Source organism: Aquamicrobium aerolatum DSM 21857, from assembly GCF_900113935.1.
Taxonomy (GTDB): domain Bacteria; phylum Pseudomonadota; class Alphaproteobacteria; order Rhizobiales; family Rhizobiaceae; genus Aerobium; species Aerobium aerolatum.
The window spans coordinates 48,420-64,524 of record NZ_FORF01000015.1; the positions used below are offsets into that span (position 1 = coordinate 48,420).

The window sequence follows — 16,105 nt, forward strand, 5'->3', positions numbered from 1 at the left end:
GTACACTCACTCGGGCCATGGTGGCTTAGAGACTATCGGGAGCGACTTCCTGTCGTAAATGTCATGATCAGACTTCTCGCTGCCACAACAGCCGTCGCGTTTGTTGCATTTCCGGGGCTCTCATTGGCCGCTACTGTGATCAACCACGATGCGGTTCCCTATACATTGACGGTGACTGAGGCCGGGCAGCAGTTCGAAGTCGTTGTCAGTGCGGGCGATACTGTCGAAATCTGTCCCGCCGGGTGTTTTGTGGTCATGCCAAACGGGGACCGGGAGGCGCTCACCGGCTCCGAGCGCCTTGAAATCGAATCCGGCCGCGCCACCATTTTCTGATCAAGCCTGTCCGGCGGTCTGCCGGACGACTGGCGTCGTCTTTCTTGATCCTGTCTCTGTCGCGGCTCGCGTGGGCCATGTCGCAAACAGGCTTCGTCCATTTCATCGGCCCGTTTATTGTCTCCCCGTACAATCGCGGAGGAGGCGTGGGACATGGCAGAATTTCCGCAGCGGGCGAGGGTGGTGGTCATTGGCCTCGGCGGCATCGTCGGCGCGTCGGTGGCGCATCACCTGATCGAGCGCGGCTGGGACGACATTGTCGGCATCGACAAGTCGGCAATCCCCACCGACATCGGTTCGACCGCCCATGCGTCGGATTTCTGTTACACCACCAGCCACGATCTGCTGTCGGTCTATACCACCCAATATTCGATCGATTTCTTTGAAAAGATGGGTCATTACGCCCGCGTCGGCGGCCTCGAAGTCGCGCGCACCGGCGACCATGCCTGGATGGAGGAGATCAAGCGCAAGCTGATGTCCGCGCGCGCCTTCGGGACCAATGCCCGCTACGTCTCGCCGGCCGAAATCAAGGCGCTGTTCCCGCTGATTGAGGAAGACCAGGTGATGGGCGGCATGTTCGACCCCGACGCCGGGCTCGTCGTGCCGCGCTCGCAAACCGTCGCTGGCAAGCTCGTTGACGCTGCCGAGAAGACCGGCAAGCTCACCGCCTTCGCCAACACCCCGGCGCAGTCGCTGCTGGTCGAAGATGGCCGCATTGCCGGCGTCGTCACCCATCGCGGCACCATCCGCGCTGATCACGTCGTCGTCTGCACCGGCCTGTGGGGGCGGCTGATCGCCGAGATGGTCGGCGAGGACCTGCCGGTGATGCCGGTCGACCACCCGTTGACCTTCTTCGGTCCGTTCAACGCCTTTGAAGGCACCGGCAAGGAGATCGGCTATCCGCTTTTGCGCGATCAGGGCAATTCCGCCTATATGCGCGATACCGGCGACCCCAAATCCACCGAGGGCGGCCAGCTCGAATGGGGCTATTACGAGACTGACAATCCCCGTCTCGTCCATCCGCGCGACCTGCTCGAAAAGCACGAGGCGCGGCTGTCGCCCTCGCAGCGCGACCTCGACATGGAGCAGATCCTTGAACCGCTGGAGCGCGCCATCGAGCTGACGCCGATCCTCGGCGAGATCGGCTACAACGAAAGCCATTCCTTCAACGGTCTGTTGCAGGCGTCGGCCGCCGGCGGCGCGTCCTGCGGCGAAAGCCAGAAGGTGCGCGGCCTGTGGTATTGCGTCGGCATCTGGGTCAAGGATGGCCCCGGCTACGGCAAGCTCATCGCCGACTGGATGACCGACGGGCGCACCGAAGTCGACCATAACGGCATCGACTATGCCCGTTTCTATCCGCATCAATTGCAGGAAGATTTCATCGAAAATCGCGGCGGCGAGGCGGCGCGCAAAATCTACTACCCGGCGATCCACCCGCGCGAACCCTATGCGACCAGCCGCAACATCAAGCGTTCGCCGTTCTACGATCGCGAGGTCGAGTTGGGCGGCTACTTCATGGAACTCGGCGGCTGGGAGCGCGCCCACGGCTATGCCGCCAACGAGCATCTGCTTGAAAAATACGCCGACCGCGTCCCGGTGCGCGAAAACGAATGGGACAGCCGCCATTTCTGGCGCGTCTCCAACGCTGAACATCTGGCGATGAGCGAGGATTGCGGCATCGTCAATCTGTCGCATTTCTTCATCTTCGATGTCGAAGGCCCCGACCACGTCGCGCTGATGGAATGGCTGTGTGCGGCCAAAATCGGCGGCGACGCCAATATCGGCAAGGGCATCTACACCCACTTCCTCGACCAGGAAGGCATGGTGCGCGCCGATCTGACCGTCATCCGCATGGCAGACCGCTGTCGCATCATCGACGGCGCCGACGCCGGGCCGCGCGATTTCCACTATGTCCGCCGCGTCGCGCAGGACAAGGGCTTTGACGTCACCGTCACCGATGTGTCGGAGCAAAACGTCACCATCGGCATCTGGGGACCCAACGCCCGCGCCACGCTGAAAAAGGTCGTCGCCGACCCCGCCGCGCTTGAGCCGGACAACTTCCCCTTCGCCGCGATCCGCCCGATCGAGATTGCCGGCAAAATGGTCACTGCCTTCCGCATTTCCTATGTCGGCGAGCAGGGCTGGGAACTGCATATGGCCTATGATGACGGCCTTGCCGTCTGGGATGCGTTGCGCAGCACCGGCGTGATGGCGTTCGGCGTCGAGACCTACGCCAATTCGCGCCGCATGGAAAAAAGCCTGCGCCTGCAAAACGCCGACCTGCTCACCCAGTACAATCTGCTCGAAGCCGATCTGGCGCGCCCCAAGGTCAAGGACGCCGATTTCCGCGGCAAGCAGCAACACCTCGCCTACCGCGCCCGCGAACACCAACCGGCGATGCTGTGCACGCTCGTCCTCACCGACACCACGGACGCAAACGGCGTGGTGCGCTACCCTGTCGGCATCATGCCGGTGATCGACCCCGCCACCGGTGCGGTTCTGGTCGACGAACTCGGCCGCCGCTCCTACACCACCTCGGTCGCCTACGGCCCGACGCTCGGCAAAAACATCGCGCTCGCCTACATTCCGTGGAGCCATTGCCAGCCGGGCCGGGTGCTGTCGGTCGACTATTTCGGCGAAACCTTCCCCGCCGAAATCGCCGCCGTTGGCTACCAACCGCTCTATGACCCGGAGAACACGAAGCCGCGCAGCTGAAGTTTTCCACATTGCGTAGAATCGAGGGGAAGCGGAAAAGTTCTATGCTGCCAGCTTTCGATCGGCACGTTCCTGCTGCGGTGAGCGGGCGTAGAGTTCGCGGTAGCATTTCGAAAAATGCGAAGCGGAAACAAAACCGCATGCAACCGCTACTTCGACTACTGGCAATGTCGACTGAATCAGAAGATGCCGCGCGCGATCCAGCCGGATTTCCAGATAGTAGCGTGCAGGCGAGCGACCCATTTCCTGGCGGAACAGCCGCTCAATCTGCCGTCGCGAAAGCCCCACGTGGTCGGCAATTTCGATCAACGAAAGGGGCTCTGCAAGGTGAGCCTCCATCAGTTCGATAATGGTCAGGATTTTCGAATTCTGCACGCCAAGCCGTGCGCGCAGAGGCAGGCGCTGTCTGTCGGTTGGGCTGCGTACGCGGTCGGTCAGTACCTGTTCACATACGCGATTGACCAGGTTGTCGTCGAAATCATCGCCAATCAGCTTCAGCATCATGTCAAGAGCTGCCGTGCCGCCGGCGCAGGTGTAGATGTTGCCATCAACCTCAAAAAGATCGGCGTAGACGTTAGCTTTTGGAAAAGTTTCCGAAAAACCTGGGAGGTTCTCCCAGTGAATGGCGCATCTTCTGCCGGATAGCAGTCCTGCCTGAGCCAGCACATGCGCCCCTGTGCACAGGCCGCCTATCGCAACGCCGCGATTATACTCTTCGCGCAGCCAGGCAAACACGGTGCGTTGGCTGTATTTCTCGACGTTTAAACCAGAGCAGACGATCACCATGGATGGGCGGTCTTGCCCAGCCATCTTGCGCCGCTCCTCTTCGAGTGACGTGTTGGCGGCGCATTCGACCCGATTTGAGGCATATACCGGCTTCCCGTCCACGCTTGCGATACGCCAATGATAGGCCTCGTAGCCGAGCATCCGGTTTGCCGCGCGCAACGGTTCGAGCGCGGTCGCGAACGCAATCATGGTGAAGTCGGGTATCAGGAAGAAAACGATCGAGCGTTTGACGTTCTTGGATGGGGTCACTTGTGCCTCCCAGCGGTAAAGCGGCCCGCAGACAGGTCATGTCGCGATCAGCAAAGCGTCATCCGAAATATGATGGACTGTCAATGGCCTGGCCCATCTTCAAGAGACAAATATTTTAGTGCGAATGAATTCATTCGTATCAACAACACTGTCAGGCGCCCGATCAGCCCGGCTCAATATTCGTTTCTTGAATGAGCGTCTTGCTCTACCCGCTCGAGAGCTTCCATCCAGCCAATATCCTTCTGGATTTCAACCGGCAAGGAGCGGAGCGTTACATAGTTGTAGTAGCGCCGGCGCCGGGCTCGGTAGTCCGAAGTAAGGTTCGCTAGTGCCTGAAAGATAGACATAGCCGACTCCATTTCCGGGGAGGAAAGATGCTGTTCAATGCATCTTGTCTGACTTGACTATGGGGAAATGAGGGTATTCAATCAAACGAAATCAAGTGATCCTTTTGTTCAAGAATATTGAATCGTAGCGCACCATGAACGCCCCCTTGCATCACCCATTGCCGCTGCTGGATTTGGAAGTGCTGCGCACTTTCGTTGCAATTGCGGAAACCGGAAGTTTTACGACCGCGGCAAATGCGGTGTTCAGAACGCCGTCCGCAGTTTCCATGCAGATCAAGAAGCTTGAGGAGATTCTCGGTGTATCCGTTTTCTGGCGTGATGCGCGATCGGTTACTCTGACGCCGGACGGCGAAATCCTGCTGGGTTACGCGAGGCGTCTTCTCGCGCTCAACCGCGAGGCAGTAGCCAAGTTCGTGCTGCCGGACATTTCAGGTGTAGTGCGGCTTGGGTCGCCTGATGACTTTGGCGAGCGTGTTTTGCCCAATGTTCTCAAGCGGTTCGCGCGTTCTCATCCATGCATCGCCGTGGATGTAACCATTGATATGTCCGCCAACCTGCACAAGCGCATGAATGAACGTTCGCTTGATATTGTGCTGGTCACTGCGTGTCGCAATATTCCGGTCGGTGCTGAAGTCGTATTGACCGAGCCAATCGTATGGGCTGGGGCACGCGGTGGCAGCGCTCATCTACGCGCGCCTTTGCCTGTCTCGCTGTGGGAGGAGGGCTGCGTATGGCGTGCCGATGCTTTGGAGGCGCTTGGACGCGCTGAGCGTGAATACCGGGTTGCCTATATGAGTGCACATACAGCCGGTCAGCGTGCCGCGATCCTTGCCGATCTCGCAGTCGCGCCTTTGCCCAAGTCCTTTATTGGCGATGAGATCGTTGCTCTAGGACCAGAAGAAGGGCTGCCGCCGCTTTCGCGATACAATCTAGCGATGATCATCGCACCAGACGCATCTGCACCAGTCCTTGCCGCGGCTGATCACATTCGGGCGACCTTTGACTCTTTTCGCGAAACCGGAAAGTTTTAGCACGTCGCCGCCGCGTCTACCCGGCCAGAAACGCCACCATTCTGTCGCGTGCCGCGCGCGCTTCGGGGATGGGGAGCAGGGGCCAGACGTGGATCATTCCATCGCCTGTCACCAGTTCGACTTGCGCGCCGGCCTTCGTCGCCTTTTGCGCGAACACTTCCGTGTCGGGATAGAGCAAATCGCGGGTGCCGGAGAACACCAGCGTTGGCGGCAGTGCGGTGAGGTCACCATAGGCGGGGCTGATGCGCCAGTCGGAAAACTCGAGGCCGCCGGCATAAATCCGCACGGATTCGCGCCCGCCGTCGACGTCGAGCCACGGGTCTCGCTTGGCGGCTTCCAGTGTTGCTGGGTTCTTCAGCGTCATGTCGACGCTCGGCGACAGCAGCGCCAATCGGCTGGGAAGCTTCCAACCTTCCTCGGCGGCCATCAGCGTCAGAACCAGCGCCATGTTGCCGCCGGCGGAATCGCCGGCCAGAACCACCTCTCGCTCGTCTGCCATAACGTCCTGATAGACAGCGCGCGCCATGCCGTAGATCACGTCGAACTGGTGTTCCGGAGCCAGCGGATAGATTGGCACCGTTACCTGCGCGTCGAGGCGTTCGGCCAGTTCCGCGACAAGGTTCCAGTGAAACGGCGTCATTTCGAAGCAATAGGCCCCGCCATGCAGATACAGCACCCGCCGCGTCGCGCCGCCTGATTTCGGCCACGCCTCATAGACGGGAAATGCCTGCACCGCCCGTGTCTCGATTACCAGACGCTGCGCAATTTTTGCCGGCGGGCAATGGTCCTGTTTCGGTCGCGATTTGGCGATCCACGCGTGCAGCCCGTCGGCACTGCGAAACGCCTTCTTGCGGGTGTTCTTCAGGATGAAGGCAAACAGATGGGCTTTCAGGCTCGGCATGGGATCCCCCGCAATCGTGCCGAAACTGAAACCTGTTCACCGCATCGCGTCAAGTGCGGCTGCGCCGTGCCGCGCGATCCTCGCGCGAGCGGCGGCGCTGGGCGGCGCTGTCTGTCCCGTCGCCGGCATCCTGCTCGATCTGGCGCGGCGGCAGCGTCACCTGCTGCGCCAGAAACGGGAACGGATCGACCTTGTTGGGCAGCGCCATCGCATTGATGAAGATTCTCTGGAAATTCGGCTCCAGCGCGGTCTCGATCTTTTCGATGTGGGTGACCGTGTCCTCGATCTCGCGACGATGGTCGCGGTTGAGCAGCGCCATCAGCGCGCCGTGCCCAGCGGCATTGCCGACCGCCTTGACCTTGTCGAGGTCGCAATCGGGGATCAGCCCCAGCACCATCGCATAGGTCGGGTCGATGAAGGTGCCGAACGCGCCGGCCAGGCTGATCCGGTCGACATGGTCGATGCCGAGCTTTTCCATCAACAGCTTGATCCCGGCATAAAGCGCCGCCTTGCCGAGCTGGATCGCGCGTACGTCGTTTTGCGTCACAGTGATGCGCGGCGTGCCGTCATGCAGCAGATACGACCAGGTGCGGCCGTTCTGCAGGATGCGCGGCGTCTTGTCGGCCAGCGCGCCGTCGATCACGCCGTCCTCGGAAATCACCCCCGACAAATACATTTCCGCGATCACTTCGATGATCGCCGAGCCGCAAATGCCGGTGACGCCCAATTGGGCTGAGGCTTCGGCAAAACCGTCCTCGTCCGACCATGTGTCGACGCCGATGATCTTGAAGCGCGGTTCCAGTGTGTCCTTGTCGATGCGCACGCGCTCGATTGCGCCGGGCGCGGCGCGCTGGCCCGACGAGATTTCCGCGCCCTCGAAGGCCGGGCCGGTTGGCGACGACGCCGCCACCACCCGGTCGCGGTTGCCAAGCACGATCTCGGCGTTGGTGCCGACATCGACCACCATCATCATCTCGTCCTGCCGGTGCGGTCCCTCGCACAACGCTGCCGCCGCCGAATCCGCGCCGACATGTCCCGCGATGCACGGCAGCAGATAGACGCGCGCGCCCGCATTGGCGCTCAAGTCCAGCGTCGAAGCCGGCACATCGACCGCGCCGGACACTGCCAGCGCAAACGGTGCCTGTCCCAGCTCCGTCGGGTCGATGCCGAGGAACAGATGGTGCATGATCGGATTGCCGACAAACACCATGTCGAGAATGTCGTCGCGCGCCACGTCGCCCTCGGCGCAGACTTTTCCAATCAGCTCGTTGGCGGCTTCGCGCACCGCCGTCGTCATCGCCTCCCGGCCGTTGGGGTTCATCATCACATAGGAGACGCGGCTCATCAGATCTTCGCCGAAGCGGATTTGCGGGTTTGACGCGCCCGACGAAGCCACGATCCGCCCCGACAACAGCGACACCAGATGCATCGCAATCGTCGTTGAACCAATATCGCAGGCGATGCCATAGGCTTCGTTGTGCAGCCCCGGCCACAGCGCGATGATCGTCGGCCGCGCGGTCGGTCCGTCGCGATGGATCGCCGCCGTCACGCCCCATTCGCCCTTGCGGAGGATTTTTTGCACCTCGTGCAGCAGATGCGGCGCGACCTGCAGATCGTGATAGTGCCAGTCCTGTTCCAGCATCTTCTTGAGCCGGTCGAGATCGCCGAGCGGCTTGTGCATGTCGGGCTCGTCCAGCTCGACATAGCACAATTGCACCGCCGGATTGCGCTCGATCACCCGGTCGAGCGCCGCCTTGCGGACCACCTGCGCGTTGATGACGGTATCCTGCGGCACGTCGATGACGAGATCACCCTCGATGGTGCTCGAACACGACAGCCGCCGCCCATCCGCCAGCCCGCGCACCCGCTCATAGCGCTCTTCCTTCGCGCCCCGGGCCGACAGATGGTCGTTGGCCGAGGTGATGCCGTGCTTTGCGAAATTTCCCTCCTGCACGATGACCTGGCACCGCCCGCAGGTCGCGCGCCCCCCGCAGACGCTCTCGACATAAACGCCCAACTCCCGCGCCGCATCCAGCACGACGGTCCCCTTGGCAAACCGCCCCCGTTTGCCCGACGGCATGAACAAAACAAGCGGATCGGTGGTGGCCATCTGTCGTGCGTCCTTAAGCCTTCGCCATCCGTGCCTCGCGACCGCCACGCCGGCGGGTGGGGGCGGCGTCGTTGGCGACGGGGGCAGGGGCGGCGTGTTCGCCCGGCTTGAAATCCTTGTAGGTCTTGATCCATGTCGTGCAGTCGCGATCTGTTCCAGCCAGCACGTTGGCGCCGCGCACGGCTTCCATCTCCTGCGGGCGGCAGGGGTTCATGATCGCGCTGGTCATGCCGGCGCCGATCACCATCGGGATGAAGGCGGCGTTGATGCCGTGGCGATGCGGCAGGCCGAACGAGATGTTGGACAGCCCGCACGTGGTGTTGACCTTCAGCTCCTCGCGCAACCGGCGCAGCAGCGCGAACACTTGGCGGCCGGCATCGCCGAGCGCGCCGATCGGCATCACCAGCGGGTCGACCACCACGTCTTCCGGCTTGATGCCGTGATCCATTGCCCGCTCGACGATCTTTTTCGCCACCGCAAAGCGCACGTCCGGGTCCATCGAAATGCCGCTCTCATCGTTGGAGATCGCCACCACCGGCACGTCGTATTTCTTTACCAGCGGCAGGATCGCCTCGAGTTTCTCCTCTTCGCCGGTTACCGAATTGACCAGCGGCCGGCCCTTGGCGACGCGCAAGCCCGCCTCGATTGCCGCCGTCACCGACGAGTCGATCGATAGCGGTACGTCGACCAGGCTTTGGACGATTTCCAGCGTTTGCACCATCAGCCCCGGTTCTGTGGCGTTGGGGTCGACGGCGGTGACGCCGGCATTGACGTCGAGCATCGTCGCGCCCGCCAGCACCTGTTCGAGCGCGTCCTTGCGCACAGTGTCGAAATTGCCGGCGATCATCTCGGCGGCGAGTTTCTTGCGCCCGGTCGGGTTGATGCGCTCGCCGATGACGCAAAATGGCTGGTCGAAGCCGATGACGATTTCCCGGGTCGCGGAGGCGACAATGGTGCGGGTCATGGAGATGTCCTCGTTGAAACGGTCGGGGTCAGGAATGGACGTGGTGGCCGCCGGCCTTGACCAGCGCCACAAGCGTGTCGCGGTCGAATTGCGCGTCGAGCGCGGCGGCGGCCTTGTCGGCTTCGGCTTCGAGATCGTCGGAGACGGGCACCGGCTCGGCCTTGCGCCATTCGGCCAGATAGGCGTCGGTGTCGCCCGCGCCGGTGCGCATCGCGCACATGTCGATGGCTTCGGTAAAGCGCAGCGGCAATTCGCGTTTGGCGTTCTGCCGGCCTTTCTTGACAATCACTTGCGCGGGAATATCCCGCCAGTAGACGACGATCAGATCTGCCATCTGTTTCCTTCCTCACTCAGAAGACAGGATTGCCGAAGGGCGGGCAGGCAAGCTGTTTGGCCCACGACGCGCGCACCCTCAATTGCGACGTGGGCGTCTCACTTCAACTTGCCGAGATCGCGCTGCAGATCGCCATAGCCGGTGAAACGCTTTTCATAGCCGAGCCCGAGCAGGACGGCGGCGTCCTTGGCGACCTGTTCCAGCGCCGGATCTTCGGTCTGGGCGAGATAGATGACCTTCTCATAATTGCCGAAGAAATCCGTGATCAGCTCCGGGTGGCGATCCAGTCCCAATGGCTTGATGAAGAAGGCATCGAATTGGCGGCACAGAAAGTCGGTCATGTAAAACGACATCATGTCGCCATCGGCGACTTTCGCAAACGCCGCTTCGCCCTGATAGAACGCGAAGCAATGCGGCCCGGCCATGCGCGCGACGCCGTGTTTTTCGCACACCACGTCGAGATGGCCGCCGGTGCCGCAATCGGCATAGCCGACAAAAATATGCTGATAGCCCTCGGCCTTAGCCTTTTCGATCGCCGCATCCATCGCCGGGGCGATCTTGTCGGGGCGGTAGTGAAATTCCGCCGGCAGGCAGGTCAGCTCCAGATGGTCGAAGCCGAGCCGCTCCTTCACCGCCAGTACCTCGCGTGCGATCATCCCACAGGCGATCACGAGAACTTTTTCCGCGTTCGTGCGTTGAGCGTTCGTCACCAGTTACGCGCCCCCTTGGCGCGTCATGATGCGGAGAGCCAAGATGACATCCAGTATGTTTACCAGAGTTGCAGCCATCGTTCTCGTCACTGCTTTTGCGGCGGGGTGCGCAAACACCATTCGCGGTGCCGGTCGCGATACTGCCAACGCCGTTCAGGCGACACAAGACGCTGGTCGAAGCGTGGAACGTGCCGCTAACTAACCACTCGCCGGCAAGCTCTTGCGTAACGCATGACGCGATGTCCGTGTCTCACGCCGAGGCGCGGACGTTGTGCCTGCGTTTCATGAAATCCTTCGCCGTCTCCACCGCAACGGCTGCATCGCGGCAGTAGGCGTCTGCGCCCACGGCCTTGCCGAATTCCTCGTTGAGCGGCGCACCGCCGACCATCACGACGAAATCGTCGCGAATGCCCTTTTCCTTCATCGTGTCGATCACGACCTTCATATAGGGCATCGTTGTCGTCAGCAGCGCTGACATGCCGACAATATCCGGCTTGTGTTCTTCAATTGCCGCGAGGTATTTTTCGACCGGATTGTTGATGCCGAGGTCGATCACGTCGAAGCCGGCGCCTTCCATCATCATGCCGACAAGGTTCTTGCCGATGTCGTGAATGTCGCCCTTGACGGTGCCGATCACCAGCTTGCCCTGCTTGGGCGCGCCGGTGGCGGCCAGCAGCGGGCGCAGGATGAACATGCCGGCCTTCATGGCATTGGCCGACAGCAACACTTCCGGCACGAACAGGATGCCGTCGCGAAAATCCTCGCCGACGATGCGCATGCCCTCAACCAGCGCCTCAGTGAGAACCTTGTATGGGAGCCAGCCGCGGTCGAGCAGGATCTGCGTGCCTTCCTCGATCTCCTCCTTCAACCCGTCATAGAGGTCGTCGTGCATCTGCTGGACGAGTTCGTCGTCGGAAAGCTCGGAAAGGATGATTTCATCGTCAGACATGTTTGGCTCCCGAAAGCAGCAGACATAGCCGCTGCCTTGTTGTTCTGTCGGAATCTTAGCTGTGACAAGAACGATTGCTTGGCTGATTTGCGACGTCCCGCGCCGGGAAAGCGACTGCGTTATCTGTCGATTTTGCGACAGGCTCTGACGCGGAGTGGCCGTTTTTATGGCGCGTCCGGCCTACGATCCTAGTCAACCAAACATGGGCCTGCGCAGACGGGGAACGGCTATGGAAGACCAGACAGACGGTGGTGGACGGCGAGGGCGCGGCGAACGTGGTGGTGCGGCGGCGCGACGTGCGGCGCGCACCGGCGGTGGTGCGGGGCTGCAACTGACCTATATCAAGCGCGAAGTTCCGGTCTACAACGTGCTCAACGAGGAAGGCTTGGCGCTGATCGAGGCCAATGCCGACACCGTGCTGGAGGAAACCGGCATCGAGTTTCGCGACGACGCCGAAGCGCTGGCGCTGTGGAAGGATGCCGGGGCCGATGTGCGCGGCGAGCGCGTCCATTTCCCCAAGGGGCTGCCGCGGTCGCTGCTGAAGACCGCGCCGTCCGTCTTCACCCAGCATGCGCGCAATCCGGCCCGCTCGGTGCAGATCGGCGGCGACGCCACCGTGTTTGCGCCGGTCTACGGCCCGCCCTTCGTGCGCGATCTCGACGGCAACCGCCGCTATGCCACCATCGAGGACTTTCGCAATTTCGTGAAGCTCGCCTATATGGCGCCGTCGATCCACCATTCGGGCGGCACCGTCTGCGAGCCGGTCGACGTGCCGGTCAACAAGCGCCATCTCGACATGGTGCTGGCCCACATCACGTTGTCCGACAAGCCGTTCATGGGCTCGGTCACCGCGCCCGAACGCGCCGAGGATTCGGTGGCGATGGCGAAAATCCTGTTTGGCGACGAGTTCGTCGACCAGAACACCGTGCTCATCAATCTCATCAACGCCAACTCGCCGATGGTGTTCGACGAAACCATGCTCGGCGCGGCCAAGGTCTATGCCCGCGCCAATCAGGCCACCATCATCACCCCGTTCATCCTTGCCGGCGCGATGAGCCCGGTGACGGTCGCTGGCACGCTGACGCAGGTGCTCGCTGAAGTCCTTGCAGGCGCGGCGTTTACCCAGCTGATCCGTCCCGGCGCGCCGGTGCTGTTTGGCACCTTCGCCTCGTCGATCTCGATGCAGTCGGGCGCGCCAACTTTCGGTACCCCGGAACCGTCGCTGGTGTCCTATGGGGCAGGGCAGCTCGCCCGCCGTCTCGGCCTGCCGTTCCGCACCGGAGGCTCCTTGTGCGCTTCAAAGATCCCGGATGCGCAGGCGGCTTATGAAAGCGCCAACACGCTGAATTCGACCATGCTCGCCGGCACCAATTTCGTCCTCCACGCCGCCGGCTGGCTCGAAGGCGGGCTGGCCTCCTGCTACGAAAAATTCATGATGGACATCGACCAACTCGGCATGGCGCAGCGCTTTGCCGCCGGTGTCGACCTATCGGAAAACGGTCAGGCGATGGACGCGATCCGGGAAGTTGGCCCCGGCAGCCATTTCCTCGGCTGCGCCCACACTCAGGCCAATTTCCAGTCGGCGTTCTACCGTTCGACGGTCGCAGACAACAATTCCTTCGAGCAATGGCAGGCAGAAGGCCAGCAGCGGGTCGAAACACGCGCTAACGCGTTGGCACGCAACTGGCTTGATTCCTACGAGGCCCCGCCGCTCGACCCCGGCATCCGCGATGGCCTCAATGATTTCGTCGCGCGCAAGAAGGAATCGATGCCCGACGCGTTCACCTGAAAAGAGCCCGATTCCGGCCGGGCTAAAGTGGCCAATATCATCTATGATCATGTCTGGCGTGGCCCTATGCGCGACAGCTAGAGACAGGCGCGTGTTCTTCGTTAACAGCGTGCCTGTCCCAGCGGTATCGCTTGCGCGAAATAATGTCACCCTCGGAGAAGAAATTCCGTGCCCAACCTGATCTCTCAAATCGACGACGCGTTAACGGCATGCGGCCTTATGGTCCGCGGTGCGGTTGCCTTGTCGTCCGAGGATCACGCGCCTAACGGGCCTTTGGGCATGCCGGCACGGTCGGTGGTTCTCGTCGGCCACGGTGGCGCGGATTACTGGCCGCATTTTGAGCGGTGGCGCTCCACCCAGACTCAGGATTTGGCTAATCCGCTCGACGCATGGTCGCGGTCGGTTCTGGAAGAGGTTGCGTCGCTGGTGGGTGCCCGTGCCCTTCTGCCAAACGACCGGCCGTATGCGCCGTTTCAGCAATGGGCAATCCGTGCCGAACGGCTACGTCCGTCTCCGATTGGATTGCTGATTCATCCGGTCTACGGTCTGTGGCATGCGTTCCGCGGCGCGTTGTTGTTCGATGCTGAGATCGAGATTCAACAAGCTGAACAATTGAATCATCCGTGCGCCGTATGTGTCGAAAAACCTTGCATGAATGCCTGCCCGGTAGATGCATTCAGCGCAGCTGGTTTCGCCTATGAGCGATGCCTGGCATATGTGCGCGGGCCGGAGGGACAGCATTGCACCGGGTGTCAGGCGAGGAACGCTTGTCCGATTGGTATAGAGTACCGATACCCCGCATCGGTGCAGACATTCCATCAGGCGGCGTTTGCAGGGTTGTGAGGAAATCCGCTGCCGAAGTGACAGACAGGCGAGTTTACCTCACTCCATCTTCCAGCGTTTGTGGAACCACATCCATTGGCCGGGATGTTCGCGCACCCAACCCTCGACGGTGTCGTTGAGCAATTGCGCGGTGGCGTTGACGTCGACGGTGCCCTTCTCGGTGCGCGGAAGGACCAGAGGATCCTGAATCTCCAGCCGGTAGCGGTTGCCGGGCAGGCGGATGCAGCGGGCGGGGTAGACGTCGCATTCGTATTGGCGCGCAAGCTTCGGCACCAGCGGGCTGGTGTTGCAGGCCTGCCCAAAGAAGGTGGTTTTCACGCCGCGTGTGAACTTCTGGTCGACGAGAACGCCAATATTGCCATTGCGCTCGAGAATGCGGGCGAGGCCGAAGGCGGCTCCGGCGCGCGAGGCGAGCAATTCGCCCATCGATTCCGCGCGCGTCGAAAAGATGTATTTGGCGATATAGGGGTTATTTGGCGCGCGAAACAAAGCCGTTACTTTGAGGTCGTAGCGGGCTGCGGCGACCGGAAGAAGCTCGAAATTCCCGCTGTGCGCGGTGAAGAAAATATGCGGACGACCGCTGTCGCGCAGGCGCAGGAAGGTTTCGGCACCGACAACTTCGACACGTCCCGGTTCCGCCGCGTTCGGGTCAAAGTCGAACAACTGGTCAAGAAAGACGTATTCGCCGGCCAGACGCGCCATGTTGCCCCACATGTCGGAGGCAATTTCGGCGATTTCCTGCTCGCTCTTTTCCGGGTAGGCCTGACGCAGATTGTCGAGTGCAACGCGGTGGCGGCCAACCAACGGGCCGAGACGACGCACCACCCTATCGGCCAAGTTGAGCGCAGCATCGGCCGGCAGGCGGCGCAGCAGCCACAACACGCCCAAAGCAAGGCGCGCAATGATCCAGTATTCCGCCTGCTTCAGCCCGCGCAGGGTGCGGGCAATCAGCGGCCGCAGAAACGGCGCGCGCGTCTCGCTCATCACCCGACCCGCAGGATGATCTTGCCGAACACGTCACGACCTTCCATGCGCTCCAGCGCTTTGCCGATGCCGTCGAAATCGACTTCGGTATCGATCACCGGATGGACGATGCCGGAGGCCATCTTCTGCATTGCATCGGCCATGTTTTCCATACGGCATCCGAATGAACCGAAGATCTTCAGTTGCTGCTGGAACAACTGCATCAGGTTCATGTTGGTGGAGACGCCTGAGGTCGAACCACAGGTGACGAGGCGCGCACCGCGCTTCATGCACAGCATCGACCCGGCCCATGTATCCGCACCGACGTGCTCGAACACGACGTCGACGCCCTTCTTCTTCGTCAGCTTGCGCACGACGCCTTCAAAGCGGTCTTCGCGGTAGTTGATGACGTGATCGGCTCCAAGCGCCTTGGCCTTCTCGATCTTGTCATCTGATCCGACGGTGGTGATGACGGTGCAGCCCATGCGCTTGGCAAGCTGAATTGCAGCTGAACCGATGCCTGAGCCGCCAGCGTGGACAAGAATGGTCTCGCCCGGCTGAAGCTTGGCGTTGTCGAACAGCATGTGCTCGACGGTTCCAAATGTCACCGGTGCTACGGCTGCGCCAACAGCGTCGACGCCGGGAGGCGCCGGGACCAGCAGACGAGCGGGCAGGTTGACCAGTTCCTGCGCGAACCCATCGAGATGGAAGCCGTGAACACCGCTGACATGCTCACACAGATTGTCGCGCTTCTCGCGGCAATGCTTGCAAAGGCCGCAGGTGCGCGCGCCGTAGATCGAAACGAGCTGGCCGAGTGCGAGGCCGGACACGCCTTCGCCAACAGCCTCAACCACGCCAGATGCCTCAGCTCCTACAACCAGCGGCATCTTGCGCTTGGCGAACGCCATGCCACGCCAGCCCCAGACGTCGATATGGTTGAGCGCGACTGCCTGGATACGAAGCGTCACTTCACCCAGCGCTGGAGCAGGCGGGGGCGGGAGATCGACAGCTTCAAGACGCCTGTCTTCGATGAGTTGCAATGCACGCATGGAAACCGCCTTTATCTCAAAGCGCGGCAGAG

At 61.6% G+C, this 16,105-nt stretch carries 15 protein-coding genes; 6 read left to right on the forward strand and 9 right to left on the reverse strand.

Annotated elements, in window-relative coordinates; genetic code table 11:
* Window positions 1–63 precede the first annotated feature (63 nt).
* The gene (locus BMZ42_RS13150; RefSeq protein WP_091523185.1) at window positions 64–333 is read left to right on the forward strand and encodes a hypothetical protein; all 270 of its coding nucleotides are present in this window, start codon (window positions 64–66) and stop codon (window positions 331–333) included.
* 153 nt (window positions 334–486) lie between these two features.
* On the forward strand, window positions 487–3,048 hold the full coding sequence (locus tag BMZ42_RS13155) for a GcvT family protein (protein ID WP_091523187.1): 2,562 nt from the start codon (window positions 487–489) through the stop codon (window positions 3,046–3,048).
* A 42-nt stretch (window positions 3,049–3,090) separates the two neighbouring features.
* Here the strand turns inward: BMZ42_RS13155 and BMZ42_RS13160 are convergent, their stop codons facing one another.
* Window positions 3,091–4,023 carry a GlxA family transcriptional regulator gene (locus tag BMZ42_RS13160; protein ID WP_420492472.1) on the reverse strand — a complete coding sequence of 311 codons (933 nt, stop codon included), beginning with the start codon at window positions 4,021–4,023 and terminating at the stop codon, window positions 3,091–3,093.
* A 541-nt stretch (window positions 4,024–4,564) separates the two neighbouring features.
* Between BMZ42_RS13160 and BMZ42_RS13170 the strand changes: the two genes are divergently transcribed.
* Window positions 4,565–5,461: a LysR family transcriptional regulator gene (locus tag BMZ42_RS13170; RefSeq protein ID WP_091523195.1), complete on the forward strand. Its 897-nt coding sequence runs from the start codon at window positions 4,565–4,567 to the stop codon at window positions 5,459–5,461.
* Window positions 5,462–5,477: 16 nt separating this feature from the next.
* Here BMZ42_RS13170 and BMZ42_RS13175 read toward each other — a convergent pair whose 3' ends face one another.
* The 5 genes from BMZ42_RS13175 to BMZ42_RS13195 form a co-directional block, all read right to left on the reverse strand.
* On the reverse strand, window positions 5,478–6,362 hold the full coding sequence (locus BMZ42_RS13175; RefSeq protein ID WP_091523198.1) for an alpha/beta hydrolase: 885 nt from the start codon (window positions 6,360–6,362) through the stop codon (window positions 5,478–5,480).
* A 49-nt stretch (window positions 6,363–6,411) separates the two neighbouring features.
* Window positions 6,412–8,472, reverse strand: a complete 2,061-nt coding sequence (locus BMZ42_RS13180; RefSeq protein ID WP_091523200.1) for an ASKHA domain-containing protein — start codon at window positions 8,470–8,472, stop codon at window positions 6,412–6,414.
* 13 nt (window positions 8,473–8,485) lie between these two features.
* Window positions 8,486–9,436 (reverse strand): methyltetrahydrofolate cobalamin methyltransferase, encoded by a 951-nt coding sequence (locus BMZ42_RS13185; protein WP_091523202.1) that lies wholly within the window; start codon window positions 9,434–9,436, stop codon window positions 8,486–8,488.
* A gap of 28 nt (window positions 9,437–9,464) precedes the next feature.
* Window positions 9,465–9,770: a virulence factor gene (locus BMZ42_RS13190; RefSeq protein WP_091523204.1), complete on the reverse strand. Its 306-nt coding sequence runs from the start codon at window positions 9,768–9,770 to the stop codon at window positions 9,465–9,467.
* Between the two features lie 98 nt (window positions 9,771–9,868).
* Window positions 9,869–10,426, reverse strand: a complete 558-nt coding sequence (locus BMZ42_RS13195; protein ID WP_091523207.1) for a DUF1638 domain-containing protein — start codon at window positions 10,424–10,426, stop codon at window positions 9,869–9,871.
* A gap of 97 nt (window positions 10,427–10,523) precedes the next feature.
* Between BMZ42_RS13195 and BMZ42_RS13200 the strand changes: the two genes are divergently transcribed.
* Window positions 10,524–10,682 carry an entericidin domain-containing protein gene (locus BMZ42_RS13200; RefSeq protein ID WP_091523324.1) on the forward strand — a complete coding sequence of 53 codons (159 nt, stop codon included), beginning with the start codon at window positions 10,524–10,526 and terminating at the stop codon, window positions 10,680–10,682.
* A 48-nt stretch (window positions 10,683–10,730) separates the two neighbouring features.
* On the opposite strand, the gene BMZ42_RS13205 is transcribed toward BMZ42_RS13200, so the two are convergent.
* The gene (locus tag BMZ42_RS13205; protein WP_091523209.1) at window positions 10,731–11,429 is read right to left on the reverse strand and encodes a corrinoid protein; all 699 of its coding nucleotides are present in this window, start codon (window positions 11,427–11,429) and stop codon (window positions 10,731–10,733) included.
* 229 nt (window positions 11,430–11,658) lie between these two features.
* Here BMZ42_RS13205 and BMZ42_RS13210 point away from each other — a divergent pair, with 229 nt between their 5' ends.
* Together BMZ42_RS13210 and BMZ42_RS13215 are read left to right on the forward strand one after the other, a co-directional pair.
* Window positions 11,659–13,218 carry a trimethylamine methyltransferase family protein gene (locus BMZ42_RS13210; protein ID WP_091523212.1) on the forward strand — a complete coding sequence of 520 codons (1,560 nt, stop codon included), beginning with the start codon at window positions 11,659–11,661 and terminating at the stop codon, window positions 13,216–13,218.
* Window positions 13,219–13,386: 168 nt separating this feature from the next.
* Window positions 13,387–14,061, forward strand: coding sequence for a hypothetical protein (locus BMZ42_RS13215; protein ID WP_244523257.1), 675 nt, complete (start codon window positions 13,387–13,389; stop codon window positions 14,059–14,061).
* Window positions 14,062–14,100: 39 nt separating this feature from the next.
* On the opposite strand, the gene BMZ42_RS13220 is transcribed toward BMZ42_RS13215, so the two are convergent.
* On the reverse strand, window positions 14,101–15,045 hold the full coding sequence (locus BMZ42_RS13220) for a lipid A biosynthesis lauroyl acyltransferase (RefSeq protein ID WP_091523217.1): 945 nt from the start codon (window positions 15,043–15,045) through the stop codon (window positions 14,101–14,103).
* Window positions 15,045–16,073 (reverse strand): zinc-binding dehydrogenase, encoded by a 1,029-nt coding sequence (locus BMZ42_RS13225; RefSeq protein ID WP_091523219.1) that lies wholly within the window; start codon window positions 16,071–16,073, stop codon window positions 15,045–15,047. The genes BMZ42_RS13220 and BMZ42_RS13225 overlap by 1 nt, the downstream gene beginning before the upstream one ends.
* Window positions 16,074–16,105 lie beyond the last annotated feature (32 nt).

Excerpts from the sequence above, each read along its gene's own strand:
- BMZ42_RS13180 (WP_091523200.1), bottom strand. The coding sequence starts at position 8,472 with ATGGCCACCACCGATCCGCTTGTTTTGTTCATGCCGTCGGGCAAACGG.
- BMZ42_RS13220 (WP_091523217.1), bottom strand. The coding sequence starts at position 15,045 with ATGAGCGAGACGCGCGCGCCGTTTCTGCGGCCGCTGATTGCCCGCACC.
- BMZ42_RS13155 (WP_091523187.1), top strand. The coding sequence starts at position 487 with ATGGCAGAATTTCCGCAGCGGGCGAGGGTGGTGGTCATTGGCCTCGGC.
- BMZ42_RS13150 (WP_091523185.1), top strand. The coding sequence starts at position 64 with ATGATCAGACTTCTCGCTGCCACAACAGCCGTCGCGTTTGTTGCATTT.
- BMZ42_RS13175 (WP_091523198.1), bottom strand. The coding sequence starts at position 6,362 with ATGCCGAGCCTGAAAGCCCATCTGTTTGCCTTCATCCTGAAGAACACC.
- BMZ42_RS13195 (WP_091523207.1), bottom strand. The coding sequence starts at position 10,426 with ATGATCGCACGCGAGGTACTGGCGGTGAAGGAGCGGCTCGGCTTCGAC.
- BMZ42_RS13190 (WP_091523204.1), bottom strand. The coding sequence starts at position 9,770 with ATGGCAGATCTGATCGTCGTCTACTGGCGGGATATTCCCGCGCAAGTG.
- BMZ42_RS13225 (WP_091523219.1), bottom strand. The coding sequence starts at position 16,073 with ATGCGTGCATTGCAACTCATCGAAGACAGGCGTCTTGAAGCTGTCGAT.
- BMZ42_RS13200 (WP_091523324.1), top strand. The coding sequence starts at position 10,524 with ATGACATCCAGTATGTTTACCAGAGTTGCAGCCATCGTTCTCGTCACT.
- BMZ42_RS13160 (WP_420492472.1), bottom strand. The coding sequence starts at position 4,023 with ATGATTGCGTTCGCGACCGCGCTCGAACCGTTGCGCGCGGCAAACCGG.
- BMZ42_RS13205 (WP_091523209.1), bottom strand. The coding sequence starts at position 11,429 with ATGTCTGACGATGAAATCATCCTTTCCGAGCTTTCCGACGACGAACTC.
- BMZ42_RS13170 (WP_091523195.1), top strand. The coding sequence starts at position 4,565 with ATGAACGCCCCCTTGCATCACCCATTGCCGCTGCTGGATTTGGAAGTG.
- BMZ42_RS13210 (WP_091523212.1), top strand. The coding sequence starts at position 11,659 with ATGGAAGACCAGACAGACGGTGGTGGACGGCGAGGGCGCGGCGAACGT.
- BMZ42_RS13185 (WP_091523202.1), bottom strand. The coding sequence starts at position 9,436 with ATGACCCGCACCATTGTCGCCTCCGCGACCCGGGAAATCGTCATCGGC.